The organism is Citrifermentans bemidjiense Bem, from assembly GCF_000020725.1.
In the GTDB taxonomy this organism is placed as follows: Bacteria; Desulfobacterota; Desulfuromonadia; order Geobacterales; family Geobacteraceae; genus Geomonas; species Geomonas bemidjiensis.
Genome location: NC_011146.1, coordinates 2897416 through 2923235 on the forward strand (window position 1 = coordinate 2897416; position 25820 = coordinate 2923235).

The 25820-nt window shown below is 60.5% G+C and carries 23 protein-coding genes; 8 read left to right on the top strand and 15 right to left on the bottom strand.

Features of this window, described 5'->3' with window-relative positions:
- Positions 1–14: 14 nt before the first annotated feature.
- The 4 genes from hypD to GBEM_RS12500 all read right to left on the bottom strand — a co-directional run bounded on the left by hypD (position 15) and on the right by GBEM_RS12500 (position 4816).
- Entirely contained in the window at positions 15–2375 is a 2361-nt protein-coding gene (hypD, locus tag GBEM_RS12485; RefSeq protein WP_012530930.1) for a trans-4-hydroxy-L-proline dehydratase, read from the bottom strand.
- Positions 2376–3260 carry a glycyl-radical enzyme activating protein gene (locus GBEM_RS12490; RefSeq protein ID WP_012530931.1) on the bottom strand — a complete coding sequence of 295 codons (885 nt, stop codon included), beginning with the start codon at positions 3258–3260 and terminating at the stop codon, positions 2376–2378. It abuts the gene before it with no gap.
- A 319-nt stretch (positions 3261–3579) separates the two neighbouring features.
- Positions 3580–4530 (bottom strand): aldo/keto reductase, encoded by a 951-nt coding sequence (locus GBEM_RS12495; protein WP_012530932.1) that lies wholly within the window; start codon positions 4528–4530, stop codon positions 3580–3582.
- Positions 4531–4612: 82 nt separating this feature from the next.
- Entirely contained in the window at positions 4613–4816 is a 204-nt protein-coding gene (locus GBEM_RS12500; RefSeq protein ID WP_012530933.1) for a SlyX family protein, read from the bottom strand.
- 205 nt (positions 4817–5021) lie between these two features.
- Here GBEM_RS12500 and GBEM_RS12505 point away from each other — a divergent pair, with 205 nt between their 5' ends.
- A complete protein-coding gene (locus tag GBEM_RS12505) occupies positions 5022–5690 on the top strand; it encodes a hypothetical protein (protein ID WP_012530934.1) in 669 nt (222 codons plus the stop codon).
- A gap of 228 nt (positions 5691–5918) precedes the next feature.
- Here the strand turns inward: GBEM_RS12505 and GBEM_RS12510 are convergent, their stop codons facing one another.
- The 6 genes from GBEM_RS12510 to GBEM_RS12535 all read right to left on the bottom strand — a co-directional run bounded on the left by GBEM_RS12510 (position 5919) and on the right by GBEM_RS12535 (position 12491).
- The gene (locus tag GBEM_RS12510) at positions 5919–6683 is read right to left on the bottom strand and encodes a TSUP family transporter (protein ID WP_012530935.1); all 765 of its coding nucleotides are present in this window, start codon (positions 6681–6683) and stop codon (positions 5919–5921) included.
- A complete protein-coding gene (locus GBEM_RS12515) occupies positions 6680–8917 on the bottom strand; it encodes a hypothetical protein (RefSeq protein WP_012530936.1) in 2238 nt (745 codons plus the stop codon). Before GBEM_RS12515 ends, GBEM_RS12510 begins: the two co-directional genes overlap by 4 nt.
- Before the next feature lie 262 nt (positions 8918–9179).
- Positions 9180–9749: a D-glycero-beta-D-manno-heptose 1,7-bisphosphate 7-phosphatase gene (gene gmhB / locus GBEM_RS12520; protein WP_012530937.1), complete on the bottom strand. Its 570-nt coding sequence runs from the start codon at positions 9747–9749 to the stop codon at positions 9180–9182.
- A 14-nt stretch (positions 9750–9763) separates the two neighbouring features.
- Positions 9764–10342, bottom strand: coding sequence for a D-sedoheptulose 7-phosphate isomerase (gmhA, locus tag GBEM_RS12525; RefSeq protein WP_012530938.1), 579 nt, complete (start codon positions 10340–10342; stop codon positions 9764–9766).
- Positions 10343–10388: 46 nt separating this feature from the next.
- Positions 10389–11402 (bottom strand): glycosyltransferase family 2 protein, encoded by a 1014-nt coding sequence (locus GBEM_RS12530; protein ID WP_012530939.1) that lies wholly within the window; start codon positions 11400–11402, stop codon positions 10389–10391.
- Between the two features lie 45 nt (positions 11403–11447).
- On the bottom strand, positions 11448–12491 hold the full coding sequence (locus GBEM_RS12535) for a rod shape-determining protein (RefSeq protein WP_012530940.1): 1044 nt from the start codon (positions 12489–12491) through the stop codon (positions 11448–11450).
- Positions 12492–12728: 237 nt separating this feature from the next.
- Here GBEM_RS12535 and GBEM_RS12540 point away from each other — a divergent pair, with 237 nt between their 5' ends.
- The 3 genes from GBEM_RS12540 (at position 12729) to GBEM_RS12550 (ending at position 16020) form a co-directional block, all read left to right on the top strand.
- Positions 12729–14309 carry a peptidylprolyl isomerase gene (locus GBEM_RS12540; protein WP_012530941.1) on the top strand — a complete coding sequence of 527 codons (1581 nt, stop codon included), beginning with the start codon at positions 12729–12731 and terminating at the stop codon, positions 14307–14309.
- A gap of 118 nt (positions 14310–14427) precedes the next feature.
- Positions 14428–15318 (top strand): phosphoribosylaminoimidazolesuccinocarboxamide synthase, encoded by an 891-nt coding sequence (locus GBEM_RS12545; protein ID WP_012530942.1) that lies wholly within the window; start codon positions 14428–14430, stop codon positions 15316–15318.
- A 69-nt stretch (positions 15319–15387) separates the two neighbouring features.
- Complete coding sequence (locus tag GBEM_RS12550) at positions 15388–16020, top strand: DUF3047 domain-containing protein (protein WP_012530943.1); 633 nt, start codon at positions 15388–15390, stop codon at positions 16018–16020.
- A 4-nt stretch (positions 16021–16024) separates the two neighbouring features.
- Here the strand turns inward: GBEM_RS12550 and GBEM_RS12555 are convergent, their stop codons facing one another.
- Entirely contained in the window at positions 16025–16381 is a 357-nt protein-coding gene (locus GBEM_RS12555) for a YtxH domain-containing protein (protein WP_012530944.1), read from the bottom strand.
- A 167-nt stretch (positions 16382–16548) separates the two neighbouring features.
- On the opposite strand from GBEM_RS12555, the gene GBEM_RS12560 reads away from it, so the two are divergent.
- Complete coding sequence (locus tag GBEM_RS12560; RefSeq protein WP_012530945.1) at positions 16549–17652, top strand: NAD(P)-binding domain-containing protein; 1104 nt, start codon at positions 16549–16551, stop codon at positions 17650–17652.
- Between the two features lie 200 nt (positions 17653–17852).
- On the opposite strand, the gene GBEM_RS12565 is transcribed toward GBEM_RS12560, so the two are convergent.
- A complete protein-coding gene (locus tag GBEM_RS12565; RefSeq protein ID WP_012530946.1) occupies positions 17853–18650 on the bottom strand; it encodes a tetratricopeptide repeat protein in 798 nt (265 codons plus the stop codon).
- A 157-nt stretch (positions 18651–18807) separates the two neighbouring features.
- Here GBEM_RS12565 and ptsP point away from each other — a divergent pair, with 157 nt between their 5' ends.
- A complete protein-coding gene (gene ptsP / locus GBEM_RS12570; protein WP_012530947.1) occupies positions 18808–21150 on the top strand; it encodes a phosphoenolpyruvate--protein phosphotransferase in 2343 nt (780 codons plus the stop codon).
- Between the two features lie 131 nt (positions 21151–21281).
- Here ptsP and GBEM_RS12575 read toward each other — a convergent pair whose 3' ends face one another.
- Entirely contained in the window at positions 21282–21503 is a 222-nt protein-coding gene (locus GBEM_RS12575) for a YtxH domain-containing protein (protein WP_012530948.1), read from the bottom strand.
- A gap of 178 nt (positions 21504–21681) precedes the next feature.
- Here GBEM_RS12575 and GBEM_RS12580 point away from each other — a divergent pair, with 178 nt between their 5' ends.
- Positions 21682–22737 carry a peptidylprolyl isomerase gene (locus GBEM_RS12580; protein WP_012530949.1) on the top strand — a complete coding sequence of 352 codons (1056 nt, stop codon included), beginning with the start codon at positions 21682–21684 and terminating at the stop codon, positions 22735–22737.
- Positions 22738–22829: 92 nt separating this feature from the next.
- Here GBEM_RS12580 and GBEM_RS12585 read toward each other — a convergent pair whose 3' ends face one another.
- Positions 22830–23348 (bottom strand): ferritin, encoded by a 519-nt coding sequence (locus GBEM_RS12585; protein WP_012530950.1) that lies wholly within the window; start codon positions 23346–23348, stop codon positions 22830–22832.
- A gap of 115 nt (positions 23349–23463) precedes the next feature.
- Positions 23464–24240, bottom strand: a complete 777-nt coding sequence (locus tag GBEM_RS12590) for a slipin family protein (protein ID WP_012530951.1) — start codon at positions 24238–24240, stop codon at positions 23464–23466.
- Positions 24241–24376: 136 nt separating this feature from the next.
- Between GBEM_RS12590 and GBEM_RS12595 the strand changes: the two genes are divergently transcribed.
- Positions 24377–25750: a sigma-54-dependent transcriptional regulator gene (locus GBEM_RS12595; RefSeq protein ID WP_012530952.1), complete on the top strand. Its 1374-nt coding sequence runs from the start codon at positions 24377–24379 to the stop codon at positions 25748–25750.
- Positions 25751–25820: the final 70 nt, after the last annotated feature.

Below are 25820 nucleotides of genomic sequence, written 5' to 3' on the forward strand. Positions count from 1 at the left end.
GGCTGTCGCCGCGCTCACAGGGACGTGTGCTCGGTCCTGGCTATGATCTCGTTTTGCAGCTCCTCGGAGAGGTCGCAGAAGTAATCGCTGTAGCCGGCCACCCTGACAATCAGGTCACGGTACTGCCGGGGATCGGCCTGCGCCCTTTTCAGCGTCTCCACGTCCACCACGTTGAACTGGACGTGATGGCCGTCCATCCTGAAGTAGCTGCGCACCAGCGCCGCCAGTCCGTCGACGCCCCCCTCCCCGGCTAAAAGCGTCGGGGAGAACTTCAGGTTCAAAAGGGTGCCGCCGCTGCGGATGTGATCCATCTTCCCGGCCGAACGGATGACGGCGGTAGGTCCCTGGCGGTCCGCCCCCTGCACCGGCGAGATCCCCTCGGAAAGGGGAGCGCCCCGGCGCCTGCCGTCGGGCATTGCCCCGGTGACCGAGCCGAAATAGACGTGGCAGGTGGTCGGGAGCATCTCGATGCGGTACACGCCCCCCTTCGTGTTGGGCCTGCCGTCCACCTGCTGGAAGAAGGCCTCGAAGACCTGCCGCATCAGGTCGTCGGCGAAGTCGTCGTCATTGCCGTACTTGCGGGTCCGGTTCCAAAGCCGCTGCCTGAGCGGCTCGTCCGAAGCGAAGTCCGCATCGAGCTTGGCCACCAGGTCGGGGAGCGAGACCGCCTTCTCTTGGAAAACGTGCTCCTTGATGGCGGAGAGCGAATCGGTGATGCTCCCTATCCCCACCCCCTGGATGAAGCTGTTGTTGTACCTGGCACCTCCCGCGTTGTAATCCACCCCGCGGCTGATGCAGTCATCGGTCAAAACCGACAGAAACGGAGCGGGCATGAGGCCTGCGTAGATCATCTCGATGAGGCGGTTGCCGCGGATCTTGATATCGATGAAATGGGCGAGCTGCCTGGTGAAGGCGGCGAAGACGTCGTCGAAGCAGGCGAAACTCTCCGTTTTACCGGTAGCGGGCCCCAGCTGGGCGCCGGTTGCCGGGTCGACGCCGTCGTGCAGCGCCAGTTCCAGCATCTTCACCAGGTTGAAGTAGCCGGTGAGGATGTAGGCCTCCTTGCCGAACGCCCCGACCTCGACGCAGCCGCTGCACCCCCCTGCGCGGGCGTCCGCGAGCGTCTTTCCCTGGCGCAGCTGCTCCTCGACCACGGAGTCCGCGTTGAAGATGGATGGAAAGCCGTACCCCTTGCGCACCACCCTCAAGGTGTGCTTCAGGAAGCGGTCGGGGGACTTGCGGGAGAGCTGGATGTTGCTGGAAGGCTGCAACAGGTGCATCTCGTCGATGATGTCCAGAAGCAGATGCGACACCTCGTTGGAGCCGTCGGAGCCGTCCGGGAGAAGCCCCCCCAGGTTGATGTTGGCGAAGTCGGTGTAGGTGCCGCTCTCGGCCGCGGTCACCCCCACCTTGGGGGGCGAGGGGTGGTTGTTGAACTTGACGAAGAAGCATTCGAGGAGCTCGCGCGCCTCCTCCTTTTTCAGGGTGCCGGCGGCGAGCCCGTCCCGGTAGAAAGGGTAGAGGTGCTGGTCGAGGTGCCCGGGGCTGAAGGCGTCCCAGCCGTTCAGCTCCGTAATGACCGCCAGGTGGCAGAACCAGTAGGACTGCAGCGCCTCGAAGAAATCGGTAGGGGCGTGCGCCGGAACCCAACGGCAGTTGGCGGCGATCTTCAAGAGCTCCTGCTTGCGGACGGCATCGGCGCACGCCGCGGCCATGCTTTCGGCAAGTTTCGCGTGGCGTTCGGCGAAAAGGATGACGGCGTCGCAGGAGATATCCATCGCCTTCAGCTCCTCCCGCTTGGACCAGGCGTTCGGATCGCTGACGAAATCGAGCGCGGCGATGGCGTCCGCTATCTCCTTCTTGAAATCGAGGAGCCCCTTATTGTAGATCTTGTCGTCCAACACCGTGTGCCCGGGGGCGCGCTGCTCCATGAACTCGGTGAAGATGCCGCTTTGGTAGGCCTCGTGCCATTCCTCGGGGAGTTCCCGGAAGATCTTGTCCCGAAGCGACCTCGTGCTCCAGTAGGGGATCACCGTCTCCCCGTAAGCCTTGAGGCAGGCGTCGTCGACGCGGTAGCTGGTCTTCTCGCGCGAGTTCAGGATGCGCAGGTCCTTAAGCGAGTGGCAGGTAAGCTCCGGGTAGGTCGGAACCAGCTTGGGAGCAGGCCCCCTCTCCCCCACCACCAGTTCCCCGTCGCCGAGATAGATGGTCTTCTTCTCGCAGAGGTAGTAAAAGGACTTGGCCCGCAGCACCGGGATGGACCAGCGCCCCTCGTTCTCGCGGTAAAACTCGGTGAGGAGCAGCGCGCGCTCCGCCGAAATCGCCGCCTCGGCGTCAAGGCTCTCCTGCCGCAGACGTTCAGTTCTTCCGGTCATCTAAGCTCCCCCTATACGCGTATCCAGCCCTTTGTCCCTGAACAGTCGGGCATAATGTTCCAAACTCTCCTGCGAGGGCGCCATGGCCTCTTGCGCCGGTTGGGCCGCTTCCAGCCCGAAGCGCGCGGGCTTGGCGCCCCAGCTCCCGTGGTATGGGAGTAGCCACACCTGGCGCACCCCATGTACCCGCGCGGCAAGCGCCGCCAGGGCCTCCATCTCCTTAACCGAATCGTTGAATCCGGGGACCACGGGTATCCTGATCCAGATCCGTGCCTGCGCCCGGCCGAGGCGCTCCAGGTTCTCCAGTATCGCCGCATGGTCGGCGCCGGTCCCCTCACGGTGCCTTTCTGGGGCAGCGCACTTCAGGTCGAAGAGGAAGAGGTCCGTAAGCGGGGCGATGTCGAGGAGCGATTCGGGGGCGCAGATCCCGGCCGTGTCGACGGCGGTGTGGATCTCCTCTTCGCGGCAGGCGGCGAGGAGCGCTTTGAGAAACTGCGGCTGTGAGAGCGGCTCCCCTCCCGAGAAAGTGACCCCGCCGCCGGAATCCTCATAGAAGAAGCGGTCTTTCAGGACGCTTCCCATCGCCTCCTCAACCGACATCACCCTTCCCACCAGTTCGCGCGCGCCGGTCGGGCAGGCGTCGGCGCAGGCGCCGCAACCGCTGCAGGATTCACGGGAGAGGAGATTGGGGCAAACCGGGCGGCAGGCGCCGCAAGCGATGCAGAGGTTTTGAGAGAAGGCGATTTCCGGGAGGGGGGACTGGCTTTCCGGGTTGTGGCACCACCAGCAGCGCGCGGGGCACCCTTTCAGGAACACCGTAGTCCTGATGCCGGGGCCGTCGTGCAGCGAGTAGCGTTGCAGGTTAAAAACAGTTCCGTTAATCATAAACAGCTAAACTCCGAAAAACAGAAGCAAAAGCATGCAACACAGAGGACACAGAGGTACACAGAGGAAAAGCAGAAACAGGAAAGTCACAAACCCTATTCTTGGGAAAAACAAAACCAAAGAACAAAAGCCAAAAGATTTAACACAGAGGGCACAGTGGAAAAGGGGAATTAAAAACTAAGCCTTTTGTCTTTCCTCTGTGGTTCCTCTGTGCACCTCTGTGGTGAGTGCCTTTTTTGGGGTTTCACAAAAAAAACCTCTGTGACCTCCGTGAACCTCCGCGACCTCTGTGTTCCGCCTTTAGGTTTCCGCCTTTTTTTTACACCACCCGGATCATGAACTCCGGGCAGGCAGCGCCGCAGTAGCCGCAGAGAATGCATTCGGCCTCGTCTACGACGGCTTTTCCGTCCACGAGCCTCAGCGCGTCGTTGGTGCAGGCCGGGACGCAGGCGCCGCACCCCTTGCAAAACGCCTCCATGATGGCGAGCTTGCGCCTTCTCCCCTCCAGCTTTTCCCAGAGCGCTTCATCGGCGCGGTCATCGTGGAACAGGGCCAGGTTCCCGTCGATCTCCGGTTCGGAAAGCATCCCCAGGGCCACGCCGTGGACCCCGCGCACCCCGAGCACGTAGCGCAGGCTCTCCCGCGCCGAGGAGATGAGGTTGCCGCCGGCCAACGCCTTCATGGCATAGACTCCCTTGCCGGCATCGGCGCAGGCGGCTATGGCTTCGGCCATCTCATTCTGCGTGCCGTCGATGATCCCCATGCCGGCCCGGTTGATGAGGGGATGCACCACCTCGATCTCGGGATGCTGCACCGACTTCCTGATGGCGCCGACGAAATGGGAGGAAAGGCCTACGTGGGCGATCTTCCCCTCCTCCTTCATCCTGAGCAGCGTCTCGATCACCTCGGGGCGCTCTACGAACGGGTCGGCGACCCTGGCGCCGTGCAGGTGCACGATGTCCAACCGCTCCAACTCCAGTTCCTTCAGCGCGCGCTCGACGTGGGCGCGTGCCTGCTCAGCCGTATTGGCGTGGGTCTTGGAGGCGATGTAAACCTCGCCGGTAAACCCGGATAAAGCGGAGAGGATGTGCGGGTAGGTCTGGTACAGTTCGGCGGTGTCCAAGAGGTTGACGCCGCGCTCCAGCGCGTAGCGGATCAGCCTCCCCCCCTCGTCGGGGGAGAGGCCTGCCTGCAAAGGACCCAAGGGGAGAGTGCCGAAAACGAGGGGGTTGATCTCCAAACCGGTGCTGCCAAGGCGAACTTTGTTCATAGAATCTGTAGTCCCTTCACGTGATGCGCTAGCTTGCAGGCGAAACCGTCCTGTCTTCCGGTTCGGTTAGCCCCAATCTAGTTTAGTAATGCGGCGGGGGCTCTTCTTCGGAGGGAAGCCTCGTGTCCGAGGCGGCCAATCCGCGCAGGTGTTCCTTGATCAGTTTCAGTTCCCGGGTGAGGTGGTCGATCATGGTCTGCTGCCCGGTAACTACTTCGTTCAATTGATCTATGATGCGACCCTGATGCATGATCAGCATCTCCATCTCAGTCAGACGCTGTTCCATGTCTGTCTCCTTTTATGACCTCGGCCGCCCGCACGGAAGCTGCAAGGACTTCCAGTAACGGGGGCTGGCTTATTTTTGGATGGCAAAGTTTAACGCGATTCCCTTTTGCAGCCAAGATAAAAAACTTCAAAAAGCGGACGGATTCTGATAATTTCCAGCTGCCCTTTTGAGCCGGCCAAGGCTCCTCGGGCTACGGAGGGAAAAGATGTCGGATACGCCGAAATCGAGCAGCGAAAAACATATCGAAACCATCATGGAGCATCTGCAGCCGGGAACGGAGCGCTACGAGGTGCTGGACCGGGCCAAGCGTTTCAAATCGTCCTGGGTCGAATTGGGCGAAAAGCTTTTGGACGTGAGCAAGAGGGCACGCTTTAGGGAGTGGGGCTACGGTAGTTTCGAGGAGTACTGCGTGCAGGAGATCCGCATCAAGCGGGGGACCGCCGAGAAGCTCACCATGGCCTACCGCTTCATGGAAAAGGAGGAGCCCCAGTTGATAGACCGGCGCGAGGAGCTGAAGCCGCTTCCCGACTACCGCTCCATCGACCTCTTGCGCCAGGCCAAGGAAGAGAAGGGTTTTACCGAAGAGGAGTACGGCGACCTGAGAAAGCGCGTGGTAGAAGAGGACCGCAGCCACCCGACCGTGCTGAAGAAGTTCAAGGAAGTGGCGGCCTTAAGGGAAGAGGTGAACCCGCTGGCGCCGCTCAAGGCAGGCATCTCGGCGGCCAGGAGGCTCGACTCCGCCCTGCGCGCCATGGAACGCGCCCCCGCCGTCTACCTGGAGCAGGTGAGCGAGATGATCGCGCACCTGGAACAGGAGCTCGAAGCATCGAGCGTAGGAAGCGAAGACGAGGCCGGCAGCATCCGCGCCATATAATCACAAACAAAGGCTTTCACCACAGAGGACACAGAGGGACACAGAGGAAAACAAAAACCTTAAAAACGTGGAACAGGGATGAAGGGGATAAAGGGGATAACTGCAAAAAAGCTTTAGGGGTAAACCAGAAGCAGTTTGGGCGTTAAATGCCTTTGAAGTTGCCTGTATTTTGTTTTTCCTCTGTGGTTCCTCTGTGTTCCTCTGTGGTGAGTGCCTTTGCTTTAAGTTTCAGCGCAGGTAGTTGTCCCAGAAGAGCTTCGTCGTTACCGCCAGCACCGAGCAGATGAAGACCGGCCGCACGAACCGGGTCCCCTTCCTGATCACGAGCCTCGCCCCTACCCTCGCCCCAACGGCCTGCCCCACCCCCATCACCACCCCCGGCAGGAGCAGCACCTCTCCTCCCGCCAGAAAGACCGCCAGCGACACGATGTTGCTGACGAAGTTGAAGACCTTGGTGTAGCCGGTCCCCTTGCGCATGTCGAAGCCGAGCCCGAGCATCAGGGCCATCACCCAGAAGGAGCCGGTGCCCGGGCCGAGAAAGCCGTCGTAGAAACCGAGCGCCAGCCCGGCTACCGCATAGAAGAGTCCCCTGGAAAGCCGGGGGTGAACCTCTTCGGCGCCTAACCTGGGCGTAAAGATGGTGTAACAGAGGATGGCCATAAGCAGAAAGGGTATCCCCTGCTTCAGGAAGCCGGGATCCAACTGCTGCACCGTATAGGAGCCGAGGATGGCGCCGGCGGCAGTCCAGGCCGCCCCGGCAGCGGCGTCCGATAGGTTTACCGTCCCAGCCTGGACGAAGTGGACCATGGCGCTGAAGGAGCCAAAACTACCCTGCAGCTTGTTGGTCCCCAGCGCTGCCTGCGGCGGAAGCCCCAGTCCCAGCAGCACCGGGACCGTGATCAGCCCACCTCCTCCGGCTATGGAATCGATGAGCCCCGCGGCTGCTCCTGTTGCGAAGAGCACGGGAAGATAGATGGGTGCAATCGCGGTCACCGCGGGCCTTTCCCCTTTTCCTTCCCCCCCACGCCCTTCGCGCGGTACTGCTCCACCGTCCAGCGCGCCACAGCCGACATCAGCGGGATCTCCTTGAGCGCCAAGGTGCGATCGGCAACAGCCTGCGCGACATGGTACATCCGCTGCCAGTTGAGCGGTGCGTTCCGGGCCTGGCGCAGCCAAAGCGTGTCGACAACCAGCCGGTCCAGCCATGCGTCGCGCCTTGGCTCCATCAGGTTCGACAGTACGCGCTCAATAGCCTGGGCATCCCTCCCGCTCCCCCTCCCCTTCTTTGCCGCTTCGACTTCACGCCCAACCGCATCTCCGGTCTCGGCCCAACTGCCTAAAACGGCGGGGAAGGCGACCGGCCACTCTCCCGATTCTTCCAGCGCCGCGAGATACTCGCTTTCCTCGAGCAGGGCCGGGTTGAGGGAGTCGATCTCGTCGCGCAGGAGGAGCAATTCGTTGCCTGCATCGAGTGGGGTTCCTTTCCACCGGTCGCGCCCGAACAGCTCGGCAATCCTCACAAACCAGTGGTTGGGCGCGACGCCGTTGGAGACGCCGTCGGCCAGCGCCTGGCAGACGCGCAGGTCGAGATACTGCGGGGACGATTGTTCCAGGTAGGAGAAGCCGCCGGTGAGGCCGGCGATAAATCTGTCTTTTTCCGCCCGCGATGTGAAGCGGTTGACGGAACTGTCGGCGACGCCATTCCCCTCCTGCAAAACGATGGAGCAAGAACAGAAAGCGGCGCCTTCCTTGAGCAGCACCTGGAACCTTTGTGCGCCGGAGCCGTCGATGCCGGAGGCGTACACGACAAGAGCCGGAGGTTTGGGTAGCGGCGCGCACTCAACCCGCGCCTTGCGGGCGTTGGTTATGGCCTGGTCCACGTTGCGCCGTATCTCGATTGGGAACCAGTTGCGGGCTATGATCAGCCGCCTCAAGGTCTCCGGGCTGATCCGACACCCCTCGATGGATACGAGGAGCCGGGACACCTCCAGGGCGTGCGCCGGGTCGGGGTGGAAGAGCATCAGCGTCGCGATCTCCCGCAGGAAAGGGTCGTCCGCCGTCATCAGCTCGGAGATCACCGGCGCGCGGAGCTCGGGGTCGCTAGCCGCGGAGAGCTTCAGTATCTCGTCCGCCCCCTCGAACGGTGCAGACACCCCCATCGCCTTCAAGCTGCGGGCGATACCGGTCAAAAGATCCTCCGCTTCAGCTCCCTGTAGGTCGGTGCGGCCGGCACCGGTGCCTAGGATCCTCTTTTCCGCGTCCCGCAGCTCGGCAATCGGCTCGACCCTGCTCTGCGACAGGATGCGGACCACCGCCAGCGAGAGGTCGACGTCCTGGTTCTCCATCATCACGCGCCGCGCCAGCGCACCCTGGAACCGTTCCATCTGACGCCTGGCGCCCCCCCTCCCCCCCTCGATCTCCACCTGGTAAAAATCGAGCATGTCGCGGAGCAGCCTGAGCGCGGCGTCGATCTTCTCGTCGTCCTGGGGCGAGCGTCTGCACAAAGGCGGGAGGAGGGCGGCAAGCTCCTCCCCGGCGAAGGGATCAGCCAGAAGGTGCCGCCGCAGTTCTTCCTGGACGGCCAAAAGAGCGCCCACCGGCGCGGCTTGGGCCTTGGCGTATAGGTCGACGAAGCGCTGCATCCCGGTGGCTGAGCCGGCGTCGGGTTTCGTGTCGGGGGCGCCTCCCCTTCCCGGTTCGAGGCCGCTTTCAGGCGGTTTGGCAGCAGGGGACGAAGGCGTCGCGCCGGGGCGGGCGTGTTTCAGCGACTCCTCCAGCACGGCCTCAAGTTCCGGAGGGGGCATCAGCTGGTACGGGATGTCTCCCGGCTTGGGGAAAGGCTTCCCTGCGTAGGGCTTTTTGTCTGCGAGTTCGCGCACCTTCTGGTAGCGGCGCTGGATGCGCTGCAGCCACTCGGGGCGGGCGTTGAGCATGTCGGTGAAGGCCTGGGCGAGATCTGCGGCGTAGGGAGACTGGTAGCTGGCGGGATCCAGGTAGGGGCCGGTGAAGGCGCCGGCGGCATCGAGGCTGAAGCGGATGTTCGCCTTGGGGCGTGATTTTTCGTTAACGGCCGAGATAAGGAGTTGGCGGCAATCGTCGCCGGGGTCGGTGCAGTACTGTTCGAGGAAGCGGTAGTTCCCCTTCGGGATGCGTCCGGTCTTGCGCGGAATTTCCAAGGTGATGAACTGAGGGTCCGCCTTGGGGAATATCTCGTGATAAGGCTTCATCGAAAACCTTTCAAACAAAAAACCCAAAACCATTAACAAGGAGTTTGGGAGAAAATCTGAGAAAGGCAAAAAGAAGAGAAAACCCAAAAAACATTAAAATGTGAAAAACTAAACCATTAGCCCCGGAGTGAGAAAGGCAAAAACGAATGGGTAAAACCAAAAGGATTTAAGACTCTAAGATTCTCTCAGGTTTTGGTTTTCCTCAGAAGTCCTCAGATTTTCTCCTTGTTAATGGTTTGGGTTTCGGGCTTCTAAGGTTCTCTCAGACCTTCTCATGTTTTTCGAGGATGGCATCTACCGCCGCCCCCAAGTCTACGTACGACTCTACCCCCGCCGGCAGGCGCGACACGTCTCCGCTACCGTACCCGGTCAAGACCAACAAGGAGGTGCAACCCGCATTCAACCCCGCCTGCACGTCCCCTAGCTTGTCGCCTATCATGTACGAACGGGAAAGGTCGATGTCGAGGTCGGCCGCGGCCTGCTCCAGCATCCCGGGAAGGGGCTTGCGGCAGGCGCATTCCCTGCGGTAGTCGCCGGTGCCGTGCTCGGGGTGGTGCGGACAGAAGTAGCAGGCGTCGATGCTGATCCCGTACTGCGCGAGTTCCTCGTGCATGTGGTCGTGGATGTCGTGGAGCGCCGCCTCGTCGTAGAGCCCGCGCCCTATCCCGGACTGGTTGGTCACCACCACCAGGAGGAACCCTGCCTCCTTGAGCCGCTTGAGCGCAAAGGGAACACCGGGGATGAGCTCAAACTCCTCCACCTTGCTCAGATACTGCACCTCGACGTTGATGGTCCCGTCGCGGTCGAGAAAAACCGCCCTGTGCTTCGCCATGGTTCCCCCGCGCCCTATTTGCCCTTCACGAAAAGCTCCCGCTCTACCAGGTCGCAGATGATGTGGATGATGGTTATGTGCCCTTCCTGGATGCGGGGGGTGTCGTTGCTGGGAACGATGAGGGGGAGTTCGGCCACCGACTTGATGCTCCCCCCGTCTTTGCCGAGGAGCGCTATGGTGCGGCACCCTTTCTCGCGGGCGAGTTCCAGGGCAAGCTGGACGTTGGGGGAGTTGCCGGAGGTGGAGATCCCCACCACGACGTCGCCCGCCGCGGCGTGAGCCTCGACCTGACGGGAGAAGATCCGGTCAAAGCCGTAGTCGTTGCCGATGGCGGTAAGGATGGAGGTGTCGGTGTGAAGCGCGATGGCGGGAAGCGCGCGCCGCTCCAGCTTGAAGCGGCCGACCATCTCTGCCACGAAATGCTGGGCGTCGGCGGCAGACCCGCCGTTTCCCATAACCAGGAGCTTGTTCCCCGCCTTATAGGCGTCTACCACAAGCGAAACGGCGCTCTCTATTGCGGGGGACAACTCCCCCTGAAGCGCCGTCATGACTTCGCAATGGGCCTTAAGCTGGGCCTTTATCTCTACAAGCATCCACTACCCTCCTGCATTGGATATACAAGCCTCAGCGAGACCGCGACTACTGGTAGCGGGCCTTGATCCTCTCGCAAAGCTCGGAGAAGGACAGGTACCGCTCGCTCCAGGGGAAGGGTATGCCATCCACTGCGGTGACCGGTGTGGTCCCCGGTTTCTGGGACGCGATCTTGTCGAAGAGGCGTTTTTTCATGCCGTCCCAGGCAAGCCTCGGGAGCGGCACCAAGGTGACGTGCTCGTGCAGCTTCCCGAATCCCGCCTGCTGGGCGGCCTGGTTCAAGGAGGCCGGCAAGAGCACGGTGTAGCTGTCGTCGCGCCGCGCCCCTTTTACCAGCCACTGCAGCTTTTCGCCCAAAAGCTCGACTTCGACCCCCTTGGGTACATGGAGGATGTAGCTCCCTCCCACGCCCCAGCGCTCCCTGAACAGCGCGATGCTCCGCTGCTGCGTTTCGCGCCGCCTTTGCTCGGAGCCGAGCCGGGCTTCTTCCTGGTGGTGCACCACCGGGGTCGGCACCTGCACCGTGACAAACCCCTTGGCGTTGGCGCGCCGGGTGTAGTCCTTGAGGCACCACACGCCGCCGTCCATCCCCTCGTCGAGACCTCCGATCTGGCGATAGAGTTCCCTGCTGATCACCATGGCGCCGAAGGAGCCCCGTTCCAGTTCGGTCGGGACATCGCACTCCTCGCCCGGATCGAGACACGGAAGCAGAATCCCCGCCTCGGGATGCTCCTGGGCGTAGGCCAATAGCGGCTCCAGCCAACGCGCGCTCACCAGGCTGGTGTTGCGCACCAAAGCGAGGTACGGCGCTTCGGAGCTTTCGAAACCGCGGTTTGCAGCAGGCACGAAACCTATGTTGCTGTCATCGCGCATCAACAACGCGCGGTCGTCCAGGCTGTCGGCAAGTTCCTGCAGGAGCCTTTCGGTATCCCGCTCGGACCCGCAGTCCACCATGATGAATCGGGCGCCGGGTGTGTGGTTGATCAGGGTGACCAGGCAGTTCCGGGTCTCGTCGGGCCTGTTCCAAACGGGTATGATGACGTCTATGATGGCGTCGGTCATGACAATCCCCCAGGCTGACAAGCATGTTGTGTAAGAAAAGGGCGCCTAGGAGCTGACTGCGACGTTGCGAAGCAGCGCCAGCTCGTCGAGGACCTTGCCGGAGCCGAGCACGACGCAGGAAAGCGGGTCTTCGGCGGTAACCACCGGAAGGCCGGTTTCCTCGCGCAGCAGCACGTCGAGGTTGCGCAAGAGCGCGCCGCCGCCGGCCAGCACGATACCCTTGTCCACGAGGTCCGCAGCAAGCTCGGGCGGGGTACGCTCCAGGCAGTTGCGCACCGCGTCCACGATGGCGGTCACCGGCTCGCTGAGCGCCTCGCGGATCTCGTTGGAGTCGATCTCGGTGGTCTTGGGAATGCCGGAGACCAGATCGCGCCCCTTCACTTCCATGTGCAAAAGCTGGGTGCCGGGGTATGCCTCGCCGATCTCTATCTTGATGAGCTCGGCCATGCGGTCGCCGATCAGCAGGTTGTACTTGCGCTTGATGTACTGCACGATCGCCTCGTCCATCTTGTCGCCGCCGACGCGCACGCTCTTCGTGTACACGATGCCGGCCAGGGAGATCACTGCGACCTCGGTGGTGCCGCCCCCGATGTCGACGATCATGTTGCCGGATGCCTCGGTGATGGGAAGCCCCGCCCCGATTGCGGCCGCCATCGGCTCCTCGATCAGGTAAACCTCGCGGGCCCCAGCGGATTCGGCGCTTTCCTTGACGGCGCGTTTTTCCACCTGGGTGATCCCGGAGGGGACGCAGATGACGATCCTCGGGCGGACCAGGGTCTTCCTGTTGTGCACCTTGTGGATGAAGTAGCGCAGCATCTCCTCGGTGATGTCGAAGTCGGCGATGACCCCATCCTTCATGGGACGGATGGCGGTAATGGTCCCGGGGGTACGGCCCAGCATCTTCTTGGCCTCCATACCGACCGCGAGCACCTTCTGCTGGCCGTTTTGCATCTTCTGTACCGCGACCACCGACGGCTCACGCACCACTATCCCCTTCCCTTTTAGGTAGACGAGGGTGTTGGCCGTGCCAAGATCTATGGCCAGATCATTAGAAAACATGCCAAAGAGGGCATCGAAAATCTTGATCATGCATTAACTCCTTTGATTATCGCGCTACCGGGACCGACCCGGCGCCAAAGTTGGAAATGTAGCAAAAACTCCGCACCCTTGCAACAAAGAAAAGCCACAGTGCCGTCACCGTAGGCACAAAGGCGGCACATATACCGCATCATTCTGGTATTGCTTTTACGATTAAATCATACTATTATTCCCAACTCTTGTGATACATGAGAGACCACTCTATCAGCGCAAAGGAGCCGAACTGGAATGCTAGGCATAATGAGGAAGTACAAGCAATCGATACTCATAAAGATTGTATTCGTCGTGATAGTACTCTCTTTCATAGGGACCATCTTCCTCGTCTGGGGCAGGGGCGGAGACAAATCCGCTAACGGTCCTGCTGGATATGCCGCAATGGTTGACGGCACCAAGATCTCGATGGATGATTTCCAGAAGAACTACTACCGCACCAGGAACCTGTACGAGCAGATCTACGGCCGCTCGCTGACCCCGGAGATGGAAAAGCAGATGGGGCTCAAAAAGGCGACCATAAGCAGCATGATTGACAACGTCCTCACCCTCAAAGAAGCCAAGAAGATGGGCATCAAGGTGGATAAGGACGAGGTGGCCGCGGAGATCGCCAAGATCCCCTCCTTCCAGAACAACGGCGCTTTCGACTTCACCCTGTACCAGAACACCCTCAAGGCCAATCGGGTCACCCCGAAGGAGTTCGAGGAAACCCAGGAACAGGACCTCCTGGTGCAAAAGGCGCGCAACAAGGTAAAGGAGAAGGCGACTGTCACCGACGCGGACCTGATGCAGGAGTTCAAGAAGCAAAACGACAAGGTCAACCTTCAGTACGTCTCCTTCTCCCCCGCCGACGTGAAGGGAAGCATCAAGCTGACCGACGCCGAGCTGAACGTCTACCTCCAGGACCACCAGGCGCAGTTCAAGACGCCGGAGCAGGTATCGATCGCCTACACGCTGGTGAGCCCGGCAGCCCTTGCCGCCAAGGTGAGCGTCACCCCCGAAGAAGCTCAGAACTATTACCAGAAGAACATCGACCGCTACCAGGGCAAAGGGGGCATCCTCCCGTTCGCCGAGGTCAAGGATCAGGCGACCGCCGACGCGCAGAAAGCCAAGGCCGCCAAGGAAGCCTACGAGAAGGCGGCCGAGACGGCCAAGAAGTTCCGCGCCCAGGGCAACCTCGATGCCGCCGCCCAAGCGCTTGGCGGCAAGGTCGAGAAGACCCCGCTCTTTACCGCGCAGGCGCCTGCCGCTGCCATCGCAGGGGAGACCGAGCTCGTCGCCCGCGCCTTCGCGCTGAAGCAGAACGAGCTGGGGGGACCGGTGGAGACCGCCAAGGGGATCTACCTGCTGAAGGTTCTCGACAAGAAGCCGTCCGTCGTGCCGCCGCTGGCGCAGGTAAGGGCGCAGGTCGAGCGGAAGCTTTTGGAAGTGAAAGGGGCCGAGGTAGCCAAGAAGAAGGCTGAAGAAGCGCTGCAGCAGCTCTCCAAAGCGGGCGCGGCCACCAAGGAGACCGGCAACTTCGGCTACTCCCCGGCCGGCGCCATCCCCACCGTCGGAACCTCCCCCGAGCTGATGGAAGCCGCTTTCGCGCTTACCCCTGCCAACCCGGTCGCCAAGCAGCCGGTCAAGGTGGGCGAACGCTGGTACGCGGTGAAACTGAAGAACAGGGTGGAAGCGCCCACCACAGACTTCGCCAAGGCCTCCGCAACCATCAAGCAGACCCTGCTCCCCAAAAAGCAGCAGGAAGAGCTGGACAAGTGGTTGAAAGGGCTCAGGGATAAGGCTAAAATCGACATCAACCCGTCGATCAAGGACTAACTAAAGCAACAACGCGGCAAATCGACAGCTATTCAAGTGCGAGGTGGAGGGTGCAGGTGCACGCTTCACCTTTCACTTTTAACGCTTGAAGCGCGAACCATAAAAGGAGAATGGACAAATGACTACACCGGTACTCAACACTGATTTCCCCGGTCTGAAGCTCGCCGCCCGCGGCAAGGTGCGCGACATCTACGACCTGGGAGAGACGCTGCTCATCGTCACCACCGACAGGATCTCTGCTTTCGACGTGATCATGAACGAGGGCATCCCGCACAAGGGGTACGTGCTGACCCAGATCTCCGCCTACTGGTTCCGTCAAATGGAAGACATCATCAAGAACCACATCATCTCCACCGATGTCACCGACTTCCCGAAAGAGTGCCAGCCGTACGCCGACGTCCTGGCCGGGCGCTCCATGTGGGTGAAAAAGGCTAAGCCTTTGGCGGCCGAGTGCATCGTGCGCGGCTACATCTCCGGCTCCGGCTGGAAGGACTACCAAAAGACCGGCGCCATCTGCGGCATCAAGCTTCCGGAAGGGCTCAAGGAATCCGACCGCCTCCCCCAGCCGATCTTCACCCCTTCCACTAAGGCGGAGCTGGGAACCCACGACGAGAACATCTCTTTCGAGGAGATGTGCCGGATCTGCGGCACCGAGATCTCCACCAAGGTGCGCGACGTAACCCTCGCCATCTACGAGAAGGCCCGCGACTTGGCCGACCAGAAAGGGATCATCATCGCCGACACCAAGTTCGAGTACGGCATCTACGACGGCGAGCTGATCATCATCGACGAGTGCATGACACCTGACTCCAGCCGTTTCTGGCCCAAGGAGAGCTACAAGCCGGGCGGCCCGCAGCCCTCCTTCGACAAGCAGTTCCTGCGTGACTACCTGGAGACGCTCGACTGGGGCAAGACGGCGCCGGCGCCGCCGCTTCCCGAAGAGATCGTCAGGAAGACCGGCGAGAAGTACATGGAAGCGCTGGTGAAGCTGACCGGCAAAGGGATCTAGGGATCGAACCGATGCCCCGCCTCCTCACCGGGGGCGGGGCTTTTTTTGTGCCGGCAAAGGAAAAAGACGATGCTGAAGCAGACCTTGACCCTGCTGTTTCTTCTGGCCCTATCATCCTCCGTCTCGGGCGCTGCCGCCGAGATCCCCCTGGCCCGTTTCAGTAAGTCCGACCTCTCCGGCTGGAGCGACAAGACCTTCAAGGGGAAGACCGACTACAGCTTCGCCGACGGCGCGCTTAAGGCCCACAGCGTGAAAGGGGCCAGCGGGAAGATCAAGAAGGTCTCCATCGACACGCGCAACTACCCGAAGCTCTCCTGGAGCTGGCGCATCGACCACACGTTGCGGCACGAGGACGCCACCCGCAAAAGCGGCGACGACTTCGCGGCAAGGGTCTACGTGATCTTCCCGCGCACCTTCTTCTGGCGCATGCGGGCCATCAACTACGTCTGGTCCGGGAAGCTCCCCGTAGGGAGCCACACCCCCAGCCCGCATACGGCAAATGCGGTATCGATAGCGGTGGAAAGCGGGGACGCGAAGGCGGGAACCTGGGTGTTCGAGGAACGCAACGTCTACGAGGATTACAAGAAGATATTCGGGGAGGATCCCCCCCTGATGGGGGGGATCGCTGTCATGACCGATACGGACGACACCAAGGAGGAGGTCACCGCCTGGTACGGCGACATCACCCTCAGCTCTGAGTGAGCTGCTAGCCGATCAGCTTGGCCAGCCTCGACCTCTGTTTCACCAGGCGCGCCTCGCCATCCTCAAGCGCTTTCAGCACGCTTTTCTTGGCGCCGTAGGCCATGTCCTTGCCGCGGTCGAGGATCTCCGAGGCCCGATCGCCGACAGACTCGGCCATCTCGGCCACCTGCTCGGTGAAATCCTCCACCGCCTCCAGCGCGTCTTCCCCCTTGCGGCGTGCTTTCTTGGCGTAGCGCCCCATCTCCTTGCGGGTCTTCTCGCCGCTTTGCGGCGCGTACATGAGCGCGATGCCGGCGCCTATGATGCCTCCAGCCAAGAGCATGAGCGCCCCAACCATCAGGTTGTTTTGCTTGTCTTCCATAACGGTCCTCCTTTGCTTCCCATGGTAAGATTTCAGCTGCCCAATATAGTACCCGAAGCGTCCCGTTTGCCAAGGCCCTGTTCTCATTATTACTTTGAAGCAGAAGACTGTGCGTGTATAGTTAACACGTTACGCTCACTACAAATACGCATCACCAGAGGTAGATCATGGATCAAAAATATGACGTACTGATAGTAGGAGGCGGCCCCGGCGGAGTCGCCGCCGCCTACATCTGCCATAAGCTTGGCCTCTCCCACCTGCTGATTGAATCGGGCAAGGCTATCTTCCAGGGCATTGCCAATACCTACCCGGAAGGAAAGAACGTTTACCCCTCCAAGCCCAAGGAGAACCCCGAGCCCTTCCTGGTAGAGGAACTGCGCCCGCCCGACAAACCGGTGACGGTGGAGAAATACATCCAGTACGTGCAGCACTTCGTGCAGCACGAAGGGCTGAACGTACTCACCGACACCCAGTTCGAGAACATCGAAGACGGCAGGGAGTACCTCAAGGTACTCACCTCCCGGGGGACTTTCCAGGCCAAAAGGGTCCTGCTCGCCTTCGGCAGTTCCATTCCGAAGGAGCTCTCCGTGTACGGAGACGCGAAGATGGTCGCCAAGGGGCTGGACGACCCGAAGAAATACATAGGGGTGCGCACGCTTGTCATCGGCGGCGGCAACAGCGCGGCCGACGTCATCATCTCCATCCTCAAGGAAAAGCGCAACGCCAACGACACCGAACCGGTGTACTGGGCGCACGTTGCGGAGACCTTCGACGTGAACAAGGAGACAGCGCAAAGGCTGGGCGAGGAGATCCTCCTCGGGGGAAACATCCGGCTTTTGCCCGGCGCCACCCCGAGGATCGGCGAGGTCGACGACGAAGGTGTGGACCGACTGGTGATCCGGGTAAGCGAGGACAAGATCCCCGGCGGGATCGAGCGCTACCACGCCATGAGCTTTCCCATGAAGAACGTGATCGCCTGCATCGGCAGCCAGGGCCCCACCTCCATCTACGACCGGATCGGCGTGCAAACCATAGCCTGCGCCGAGGGGGTCTGCCAGGTAGCCAAGGAAGGGGACCGGCTGCTCCTCTTAACCTCCGACTTCGAGTCGACCCGCAAAGGGGTCTACGTGATCGGTGGCGCCATCTCCCCCTCCTACATGCGGATCAACAAGGGGGCCATCCAGGAGGAGCGGCACCCGAACCTGATCTACACCGCTGTGAACGACGCCCATCACGTCATCGACGCCATAGCCGCGAAGCTCAAAAAATAGCAGTTCAGCTGGGAAATAACCGCCGTGCCCACTCGGCCTATCGCCGCTCTCCTCCCCCTGGAGGGGGGAGGTCGGGAGGGGGGAAAGGGGGCGCCCCCTCCCTGCCCCTCCCCCTCCGGGGGCGGGAAACGATCACCCTAAATAAGAAAGGGGAGCCAACCGGCTCCCCTTTTCCATTCTTTAGATTGTCCCTGCTGCGGCTATTGCCCGCGCATCTCTTCCTTCAACCCTTCCACCACAGCCTTCACCTCGGCGATCATCTCGCGGGCCTGCGGGGAGTGTTCCCTGGCCAGGTAGCTCTCGAAGTACTTGATCGCCTCCTGGGTGCGGTCCTGGTCGATGCAGATGTTTCCCAGCGTAAGATAGCTCATGGTGAAATCGGGGTCGAGGCGGACCGCTTCCAGCGTCTCGCGCTCGGCCGACTCGAGGTCGTCCATGTCGTAGTAGAGCTCCCCCAAGTTGAAGCGGGCGGTGGCGTCAGCGGGATCGATCTCGATTCCCTTGTGGTAGGCCTCGATCGCCTTCTCATTCTCCCCGAGACCGTAATAAAGGTCCCCCATGGCGTTCAGGGCGAAGACGTTTTTGGGATCGAGTTCAAGCGCCTTCTGGAAGGACTTCAGCGCATCTTCGGTCCGTTCCATCGCGTTGTACACAAGGCCCATGCTGACGTAGCCGTCGCACTCCTTGGGCTGCAGCTCGGTCACCTTGCGGTAACAGCCGAGCGCATCCTTGTGCTTGCCCGATTCGAAATAAACGTCGCCCAGGGCCGTGATCCCGTCGAGGTCTTCAGGCGCAAGCTCCAGCCCCTTCTTGAGCGCAGCGATGGCATCGTCGGCCTTCCCCTGCTCCGAGTACGCCTCGCCCAAGTAGAAATAACCCTCGGCGTTCTCCGGCTCAAGCGAGATGCACCCTTTGAAGGCTTCGACGGCCTGGACATACTCTCCCGACTCCATCAGGGCTATCCCGTCTGCCAGTTTCTCGTCAAAAGTCGTTCCCATTGCCACCTCCGCGTCTGCAACTGATTTCATTGGCGCACACTATAACAGAGATGATTATGCTTTGCCATCTTAAACGCCCGTTAAAATAGCATTAAAATACTTCACATATCATTTTTCTCATTTATACTGCCCCGAGAACGCCACAAAGGGGATGAGAATGCCGGAGGAGACAGGGGAACAACTGGGACTGAGGACACTGGAGGACATCAGCATGCTGATCCTTCACTCCCACGATCTGCAGGAGACCCTGGATAATATAGTCAACCTCGTTGCTAAGAGAATGTCCTCCGACGTCTGTTCCATCTACCTTCTGGAGGAGGACGGCGAGACCCTGAGGCTGCACGCGACCCGCGGTCTCTCCAGGCTCTCCGTCGGCATCACCATGAAGACCTCGGAAGGCCTCACCGGCCTCGCCATCGAGCAGCGCGGCGTAGTGGCGACGGACAACGCGCCGCGGCACCCGCGCTACAAGTACTTCAGGCAGACCAAGGAGGAAAAGGTCCTTTCCTTCTTAGGCGTCCCCTTCTTCGAACGCAACAACCCCATCGGCGTCCTGGTCATACAAAACCGCGACGCGCGCACCTTCACCTCCCAGGAAATCAGCGCCGTCTCCACCATCGCCTGGCAGATCTCCAGCATCGTTTCCAACGCAAAACTCCTCGACTCCGTCAGGAAGAAGGAAGAGGAGCGGGCTTTTTACGCAGCCGAGGTGGACCGGCTCCGCAAAACCGGGGTACTCAAGGATACCGGCCGCGCGAGCCGCAAGAGCCAGGGATCGGGAGTATTGACCGGGATCGGGATTTCCCCCGGTTTCGCAGTGGGGAGAATTTCGGTACTGCACCGTGGTGCGAGCGAAGAGGCGGTCCTGGAACAGGCGCGGCCGCGCGCCGAGGAACAGACCCGCTTCCTGCACGCGCTGGAGAAGGCGCGCATCCAGACCATCTATATGGAAAAGCGGGTGGGCCAGATCCTATCCGAGGCCGACGCCGCCATCTTCCACAGCCACCTGATGATACTGGAGGACCGCGGCTTCATCGGGAAGATCGGCGCGCTGATCGACGAGGGGCTGGGTGCCCAAACCGCGGTAAGCCAGGTGGTGGACAGCTACGTGGCGGCCTTCGCCCGGATGCAGGACCCCTACCTGCGCGAGCGCAGCGCCGACATGGAGGACATCGGGCGCAGGATCTGCGACGCGCTGAACGGCAGCAACCACAAGCACAGGGAACGCCTGCGCGACCCGCGGATCATCATCGCCCGGGAACTGCTCCCCTCCGACCTCGCCATCATGGACCACGGCAAGGTGACCGGCATCGCCACCGAGAAGGGGAACCAGAACGCCCACGCGGCGATCATGGCCCGGGCGCTCGGCATTCCTGCCGTCTTCGGGGTAGAGGGGCTGTTGAAAAAGGTCGGGGCTCGCTGCGAGGTGGTCGTTGACGGCAACTCCGGCTGCGTCTACGTAAACCCGGACCAACGCATCAAGAAGGAATATCAGCGGCTGCAGGGGGAATTCGACCAGAAGCAGCGCGAGCTGGAAGGTATCCGGGACCTACCCGCCGTGACCACCGACGGCTGCACCGTCTCTCTTCTGGCCAACATCGGACTTCTGAGCGATTTGAGGGTAGCGCAGGCGCACGGAGCCGAGGGGGTCGGGCTGTACCGGACCGAGTTCCCGTTCATGAGCCGCAACTCGTTCCCCGGGCGCGTGGAGCAGGCCGCCATCTACCGCAAGGTGCTGGAAGGGTTCCCAGGGCTCCCGGTCACCATCAGGACCCTCGACATAGGCGGAGACAAGGAGCTTTCCTACTTCCCCCACCCAAAGGAAGACAACCCCTTCCTGGGGTGGCGCTCCATGCGCATCTCACTCGACCGCGAGGACATCTTCCGCGAGCAGTTGGCTGCGGTGCTTTTGGCGTCCGCCAGCGGCAGGTGCAACATCATGTTCCCCATGATCTCCGGCGTGGACGAAGTGCGCCGCATCAAGGGGATACTGGAACAAGTGAAAGAAGAGCTGAGAAAAGATGGGAAGGAATTCGCCCAGGATATTGGGCTCGGGGTCATGGTAGAGCTGCCGGCGGCGGTGCTGGTAGCGGAGATGCTGGCCCGCGAGGTCGATTACCTGAGCATCGGGACCAACGACCTGATCCAGTACACCCTTGCCTGCGACAGGAACAATCCGCTGGTGAAGAAGTGGTACGACCCGTACCATCCTGCGGTCCTGCACTCGATCAAGAAGGTGGCGCAAGCGGCTGCGGGCGCGGGGAAGCCGGCGTCTTTGTGCGGCGAGATGGCGGGAGAACCGATCAACGCGGTCCTTTTGCTGGGGCTTGGGATACGCTGCTTCAGCCTTTCCGCGCCGAACATACCGCGCGTGAAAGAGGCCATACGCGCCATTTCCCTGGGGCAGGCGGAACAGATAGCCGGACAGGTGCTGCGGATGGAAAGTGCCCTCTCCATCAAGAGCTACCTGGAATCGGTACAGCGCGAGCTGGGGCTGTAAGGCACAAGAGACAGCAGCCGGGGGCCGGATTATAGATCCCGGTCCCCGGCCATGTATCTCCAACAAGGGAAGGTCGATCTTTCGTTGTCAATTGTCAATTGTCAATTGTCAATTGTCAATTGCAGTTGCAGTTAGATCCAGCAGTCCCCGCCGTCGTAGTTGAGGTCGTTGTTGGCCCCTTTCCCTTTTTTCACGCACCCCTTCAGCTTGTTGAGTGCCTCTTCCTTCGCCTCACCCAGCTTCTCGCGAACCTCGCGGCCGGTCTTGGGAGTAAAGAGGAGTGCGGCGCCTGCAGCCACAGCGGCCCCAGCCAGGAAGGCCAGCAGTGCGGCCTGTTCGCTTTTTTTGGACATGACGTATCGCTCCTTTGGTTCTGGAAGTTAACCACCCGGAAATTTTGCAATTATTCTTACCACATTCGGCGACGCAATAAAACCCCCAACGTTTACGTCTGCCGTTATTTTCTGCTTAGCATTCACCGTGGTTAAATGATACTATCGCCGGCATCAAAAAAATCTGAAGGAGATATGCATGTTTTCGTTGAAGAAAAAGCACCTTTTAGTGATCGCCTCGCTGCTGACGGCCATGCTGCTCCCGGCCGGTTCCTTCGCGGAAGAATCCGCCGCCACCCCTCAAGAAAAACCAGCCGGCCAGCCAGCCGCGAAAAAGGCGGCCAACGAGCCGGCGGCGGCTCAGAAAAGCCCAGCCGTGGTCCGGGTTAACGGCACGCCCATCACCAAGCTGGACGTCGAGCGCGCGGTCAAGGTGATGCTCGCGCAAAACAAGGTAGACCAGCCGATTCCACCGGAGCTGCAAAAGCAGGCGGAGAGCGCCGCGCTGGAGCAGTTGACCTCCGCCGAACTGCTCTACCAGGAAGCCTCGAAGAGCAAGATCCCCGATTTGGACAAGATGATTGAACAGAAGGTGTCGCAGAACCGGCAGAAGTTCAAGACCGAAGCGGAACTGGTCGAGGCGCTGAGCGCGCTGGAAATGACCCTACCGGATCTGGAGGAGTTCACCCGCAAGGAGATCGTCCTCAGTACCTACATCGCCGAACATTTCCAGAACAAGGCTAGTGTCAGCGACGAAGAGGTAAAAAAGTTCTACGACGACAACCTGAACCAGTATTTCAAGAAGCCGGAGTCGGTGAAAGCGAGCCACATCCTGGTCGGGACCGATGAGAAGTCAACGCCGGAGGACAAGAAAAAGGCGAAGGAGAAGGCCGAGGCACTCCTGAAGCGGCTGCAGGCTGGCGAGGATTTCGCAGCGGTTGCCAAGGGTGAGTCGACCTGCCCGAGCGCGAGCGAGGGAGGCGACCTGGGCGAATTCGGTCGCGGGCAAATGGTCCCCGAATTCGAAGAGGCAGCGTTCAAGCTTAAGCCGGGCGAGATGAGCGGCGTGGTCGAGACCAAGTTCGGCTACCATATCATCAAGGTAACCGGGAAGCAGGAAGCGGCAGCGGAGAAGCTGGAAAACGTGAAAGAGACAATTGTCGAATTCCTGAAAAAACAGAAGGAGCAGCAGGAGCTCTCCAATTTCATCGATGAGTTGAAGAAAAAGGCGAAGATAGAAAAGGTCGAGCTGTAACCAAACAGAAAGCAAAAGGGGACAGGCAACTTTTTGATCTCAAAAAGTAGCCTGTCCCCCTTTCTTTTTTGTGGTCTCCTCCCCTCTTCCTTTCAGGGAGCAGCCGTTGTGGGAGGCGGTACGAATACCCTTGCCGCCAGCTCCGTGTCCAGCATCAGCAGGCCCTGCCCGTTGTCCCCTATCAGCTTCAGCTTGCCGATAATATCCCTGTCGTTTTCCTCCTCTTCGATCTGCTCGGTGACGAACCACTGCAGGAAGATCACGGTTGCGTGATCCTTCTCGGTTTGCGCCAGGTCGGTCAGCTCGTTTATCGACGAGGTGATGAACTGCTCGTGCGTCAGGGTCTGCTCGAACATATCCAGGAGGTTCTTGAACTTGGTGGGTGGCGCCGCTATGGCCGCAAGCTCGGTATGCTCCCCGCGGCTATTTATGTAGTTGTAGAACTTCATGGCGTGGACCATCTCCTCCTGGTACTGCACCATGAACCAGTTTGCGCTTCCCTTCAGCCCTATGGAGGCAGCATACGAGGACATGGAGAGGTAGAGATAGGCAGAGTAGAGTTCGTTGTTGAGTTGTTTGTTCAAGGCGTTGCACAGTTTCTTGCTAAGCATGGTCAATCCCCCTTTTATTGCATTTCAAACAGTGTCAGTACTGACAACAATGATATCTCTTCAGAGCACCGATTCAAATATGTATACGACATCGAGAGAGTTCGGGTCACAGCCGTCAATCGCTCTTCCTCCCCGCGTCCATGCGATCCATGAAGATCTTGATCAGATCGATGGGGACCGGGAAGATGGTGGTCGAGTTCTTCTCGGCCGCTATCTCTGTGAGCGTCTGTAGATAACGCAGTTGCAGCGACATCGGCTGCGCCACCATCACCTGCGCCGCCTGGGCCAGCTTTTCCGAGGCCTGCAGCTCGCCCTCGGCGTGGATCACCTTGGCGCGGCGCTCCCTTTCCGCCTCCGCCTGCTTCGCGATGGCGCGCTGCATCTCCTGCGGCAAATCGATGTTCTTCACCTCGACAGTCGAGACCTTTACCCCCCAAGGCTCAGTCTGCCGGTCGAGGATCTCCTGCAACTCGCGATTGATCTTTTCCCGGTTTGCCAGAAGCTCGTCCAGGTCCACCTGCCCCAGCACGCTGCGCAAGGTAGTCTGCGAGAGCTGGCTCGTAGCGTAGAGGTAGTTCTCCATCTCCACCACCGCGCGCACAGCATCCACCACCCGAAAGTAGATCACCGCCGACACCTTCACCGTCACGTTGTCATGGGTAATGACGTCCTGCGACGGGACGTCCATCGCAACTATCCTGAGCGACACGCGCACCAGCCGGTCGATACCCGGGATGATGAGCACGATGCCGGGGCCGCGGACCTTCTTCACCCTACCCAGTCTGAAGAGGACCCCCCTCTCATATTCGGGGAGTATGCGAATGGCATTGGCGAGGAAAGCTACTATCAGGACAAGAACGAACAATACCGGGAACAGGTCGAACACGTTCATGATCCCCTCCGAGAAATAGTTGTGGTCCGCAAAGGCCCGCCAAAGTATAACTAAGCAACAGTCTCAGTCAATTGCTGGCTTGCCAAAACTCTTCATCCATGTTATTGAAGAAACCTCTAACAATGGGAACTGGCGCATGAAACAGAACATCAAGATACTGGTTATTGAAGATGACGACAGCAGCCGCGAGGCGCTGCTCATCCTTTTGAAGTCGATCGGCTTCACGGTCAAGGGATGCAGCAGCGGTCAGGACGGTTTGGGCGTCCTGTCGGGCGAGCCGTTCGACATCGTCATCACCGACCTTTTTCTCCCCGACCTGAACGGGATCGATATCCTGACCCGGGTAAAGGAGAGTTCCCCCCGCACCGAGGTCATCCTGGTCACCGGGTACGGCTCCGCCGAGACCGCGGTGCAGGCGATGAAGAAAGGGGCCTACGATTACATCACCAAGCCCCTCAACATAGAAGAACTCCGCATCATCATCGACAAGGCCCTTGAGAAGGGGCAGCTCGTCAGTGAAAACGTCTACCTGAAAAAGCAGCTCAGGGATAAGTACGAGTTCGCCAACATCATCGGCAACTCCCAGGCGATGCAGCAGCTCTTCTCGAGGATGAAGCGGATCATCAAGACCGACTCCACCGTCCTCATCCTGGGCGAATCGGGAACCGGCAAGGAGCTCGTCGCCAAGGCGATCCACTTCAACGGCAACCGCAAGGACAAGCCGTTCATAGCCGTCAACTGCTCCGCCATACCCGAGAACCTTCTGGAGAGCGAACTCTTCGGGCACGTCAAGGGGGCCTTCACCGGCGCGGTGAAGGAAAAGGTGGGCAAATTCGAGGCAGCCAACTACGGCACCATCTTTCTCGACGAGATCGGCACCCTCCCCATGCATCTGCAGACCAAGCTCTTGCGCGTGCTGCAGGAGCAGGAACTGGAGCGGGTCGGCTCCAACAAGCAGATCAAGCTCGACGTGCGCGTAGTCTCCGCCACCAACGTGAACCTTGAGGAAGAAGTCGCGCGCGGCAATTTCCGCGAGGATCTATTTTACCGGCTCAACGTCATCCCCATCCTGATTCCCCCCTTACGGGAGCGAATCGAAGACCTGCTTCCCCTCACCAAGCACTTCCTGGATAAGAACTGCCGTTCCATGCAGCGTCCCATCATGCACATAGACAAGGAGGCGTTGGAAGCGCTGGAGGCGTATCCCTGGAACGGGAACGTGCGCGAGCTTGAGAACATCATCGAGCGGATTGTGGCGCTGACCGAGGGAGACCTGATCACCTTGCGGGACCTGCCGGCGAACATAGTGAAGAGCTACGTAGAAGGGACCCCCACCAGCGTCACCCCCGCCGGCATAGACATGGTAGCCGCCATCAACGAGATAGAAAAGCGGATGATAGGCGAGGCGTTGCAGCTAGCAGGCGGAGTGAAAGCCCGCGCCGCCGTCATGCTCAACATAAACAGGACCACCCTCGTGGAGAAGATGCGCAGATTGGGGATTCCGCTATAGCGCGGCGCCCAGAAGACGTCTTCTCCACCGGTCGTCGCCCCCCCCTCTCCTTGCCGCCCCCGCCCCCCAA

Bases quoted from the DNA above. Each gene is read 5' to 3' on its own strand.
- GBEM_RS12535 (WP_012530940.1), bottom strand. From the start codon at position 12,491: ATGATCAAGATTTTCGATGCCCTCTTTGGCATGTTTTCTAATGATCTG.
- GBEM_RS12565 (WP_012530946.1), bottom strand. From the start codon at position 18,650: ATGGGAACGACTTTTGACGAGAAACTGGCAGACGGGATAGCCCTGATG.
- GBEM_RS12580 (WP_012530949.1), top strand. From the start codon at position 21,682: ATGTTTTCGTTGAAGAAAAAGCACCTTTTAGTGATCGCCTCGCTGCTG.
- GBEM_RS12490 (WP_012530931.1), bottom strand. From the start codon at position 3,260: ATGATTAACGGAACTGTTTTTAACCTGCAACGCTACTCGCTGCACGAC.
- GBEM_RS12545 (WP_012530942.1), top strand. From the start codon at position 14,428: ATGACTACACCGGTACTCAACACTGATTTCCCCGGTCTGAAGCTCGCC.
- GBEM_RS12585 (WP_012530950.1), bottom strand. From the start codon at position 23,348: ATGCTTAGCAAGAAACTGTGCAACGCCTTGAACAAACAACTCAACAAC.
- hypD (WP_012530930.1), bottom strand. From the start codon at position 2,375: ATGACCGGAAGAACTGAACGTCTGCGGCAGGAGAGCCTTGACGCCGAG.
- GBEM_RS12495 (WP_012530932.1), bottom strand. From the start codon at position 4,530: ATGAACAAAGTTCGCCTTGGCAGCACCGGTTTGGAGATCAACCCCCTC.
- GBEM_RS12560 (WP_012530945.1), top strand. From the start codon at position 16,549: ATGGATCAAAAATATGACGTACTGATAGTAGGAGGCGGCCCCGGCGGA.
- GBEM_RS12530 (WP_012530939.1), bottom strand. From the start codon at position 11,402: ATGACCGACGCCATCATAGACGTCATCATACCCGTTTGGAACAGGCCC.
- GBEM_RS12505 (WP_012530934.1), top strand. From the start codon at position 5,022: ATGTCGGATACGCCGAAATCGAGCAGCGAAAAACATATCGAAACCATC.
- gmhA (WP_012530938.1), bottom strand. From the start codon at position 10,342: ATGCTTGTAGAGATAAAGGCCCAGCTTAAGGCCCATTGCGAAGTCATG.
- GBEM_RS12590 (WP_012530951.1), bottom strand. From the start codon at position 24,240: ATGAACGTGTTCGACCTGTTCCCGGTATTGTTCGTTCTTGTCCTGATA.
- gmhB (WP_012530937.1), bottom strand. From the start codon at position 9,749: ATGGCGAAGCACAGGGCGGTTTTTCTCGACCGCGACGGGACCATCAAC.
- GBEM_RS12515 (WP_012530936.1), bottom strand. From the start codon at position 8,917: ATGAAGCCTTATCACGAGATATTCCCCAAGGCGGACCCTCAGTTCATC.
- ptsP (WP_012530947.1), top strand. From the start codon at position 18,808: ATGCCGGAGGAGACAGGGGAACAACTGGGACTGAGGACACTGGAGGAC.
- GBEM_RS12575 (WP_012530948.1), bottom strand. From the start codon at position 21,503: ATGTCCAAAAAAAGCGAACAGGCCGCACTGCTGGCCTTCCTGGCTGGG.
- GBEM_RS12550 (WP_012530943.1), top strand. From the start codon at position 15,388: ATGCTGAAGCAGACCTTGACCCTGCTGTTTCTTCTGGCCCTATCATCC.
- GBEM_RS12555 (WP_012530944.1), bottom strand. From the start codon at position 16,381: ATGGAAGACAAGCAAAACAACCTGATGGTTGGGGCGCTCATGCTCTTG.
- GBEM_RS12500 (WP_012530933.1), bottom strand. From the start codon at position 4,816: ATGGAACAGCGTCTGACTGAGATGGAGATGCTGATCATGCATCAGGGT.
- GBEM_RS12540 (WP_012530941.1), top strand. From the start codon at position 12,729: ATGCTAGGCATAATGAGGAAGTACAAGCAATCGATACTCATAAAGATT.
- GBEM_RS12595 (WP_012530952.1), top strand. From the start codon at position 24,377: ATGAAACAGAACATCAAGATACTGGTTATTGAAGATGACGACAGCAGC.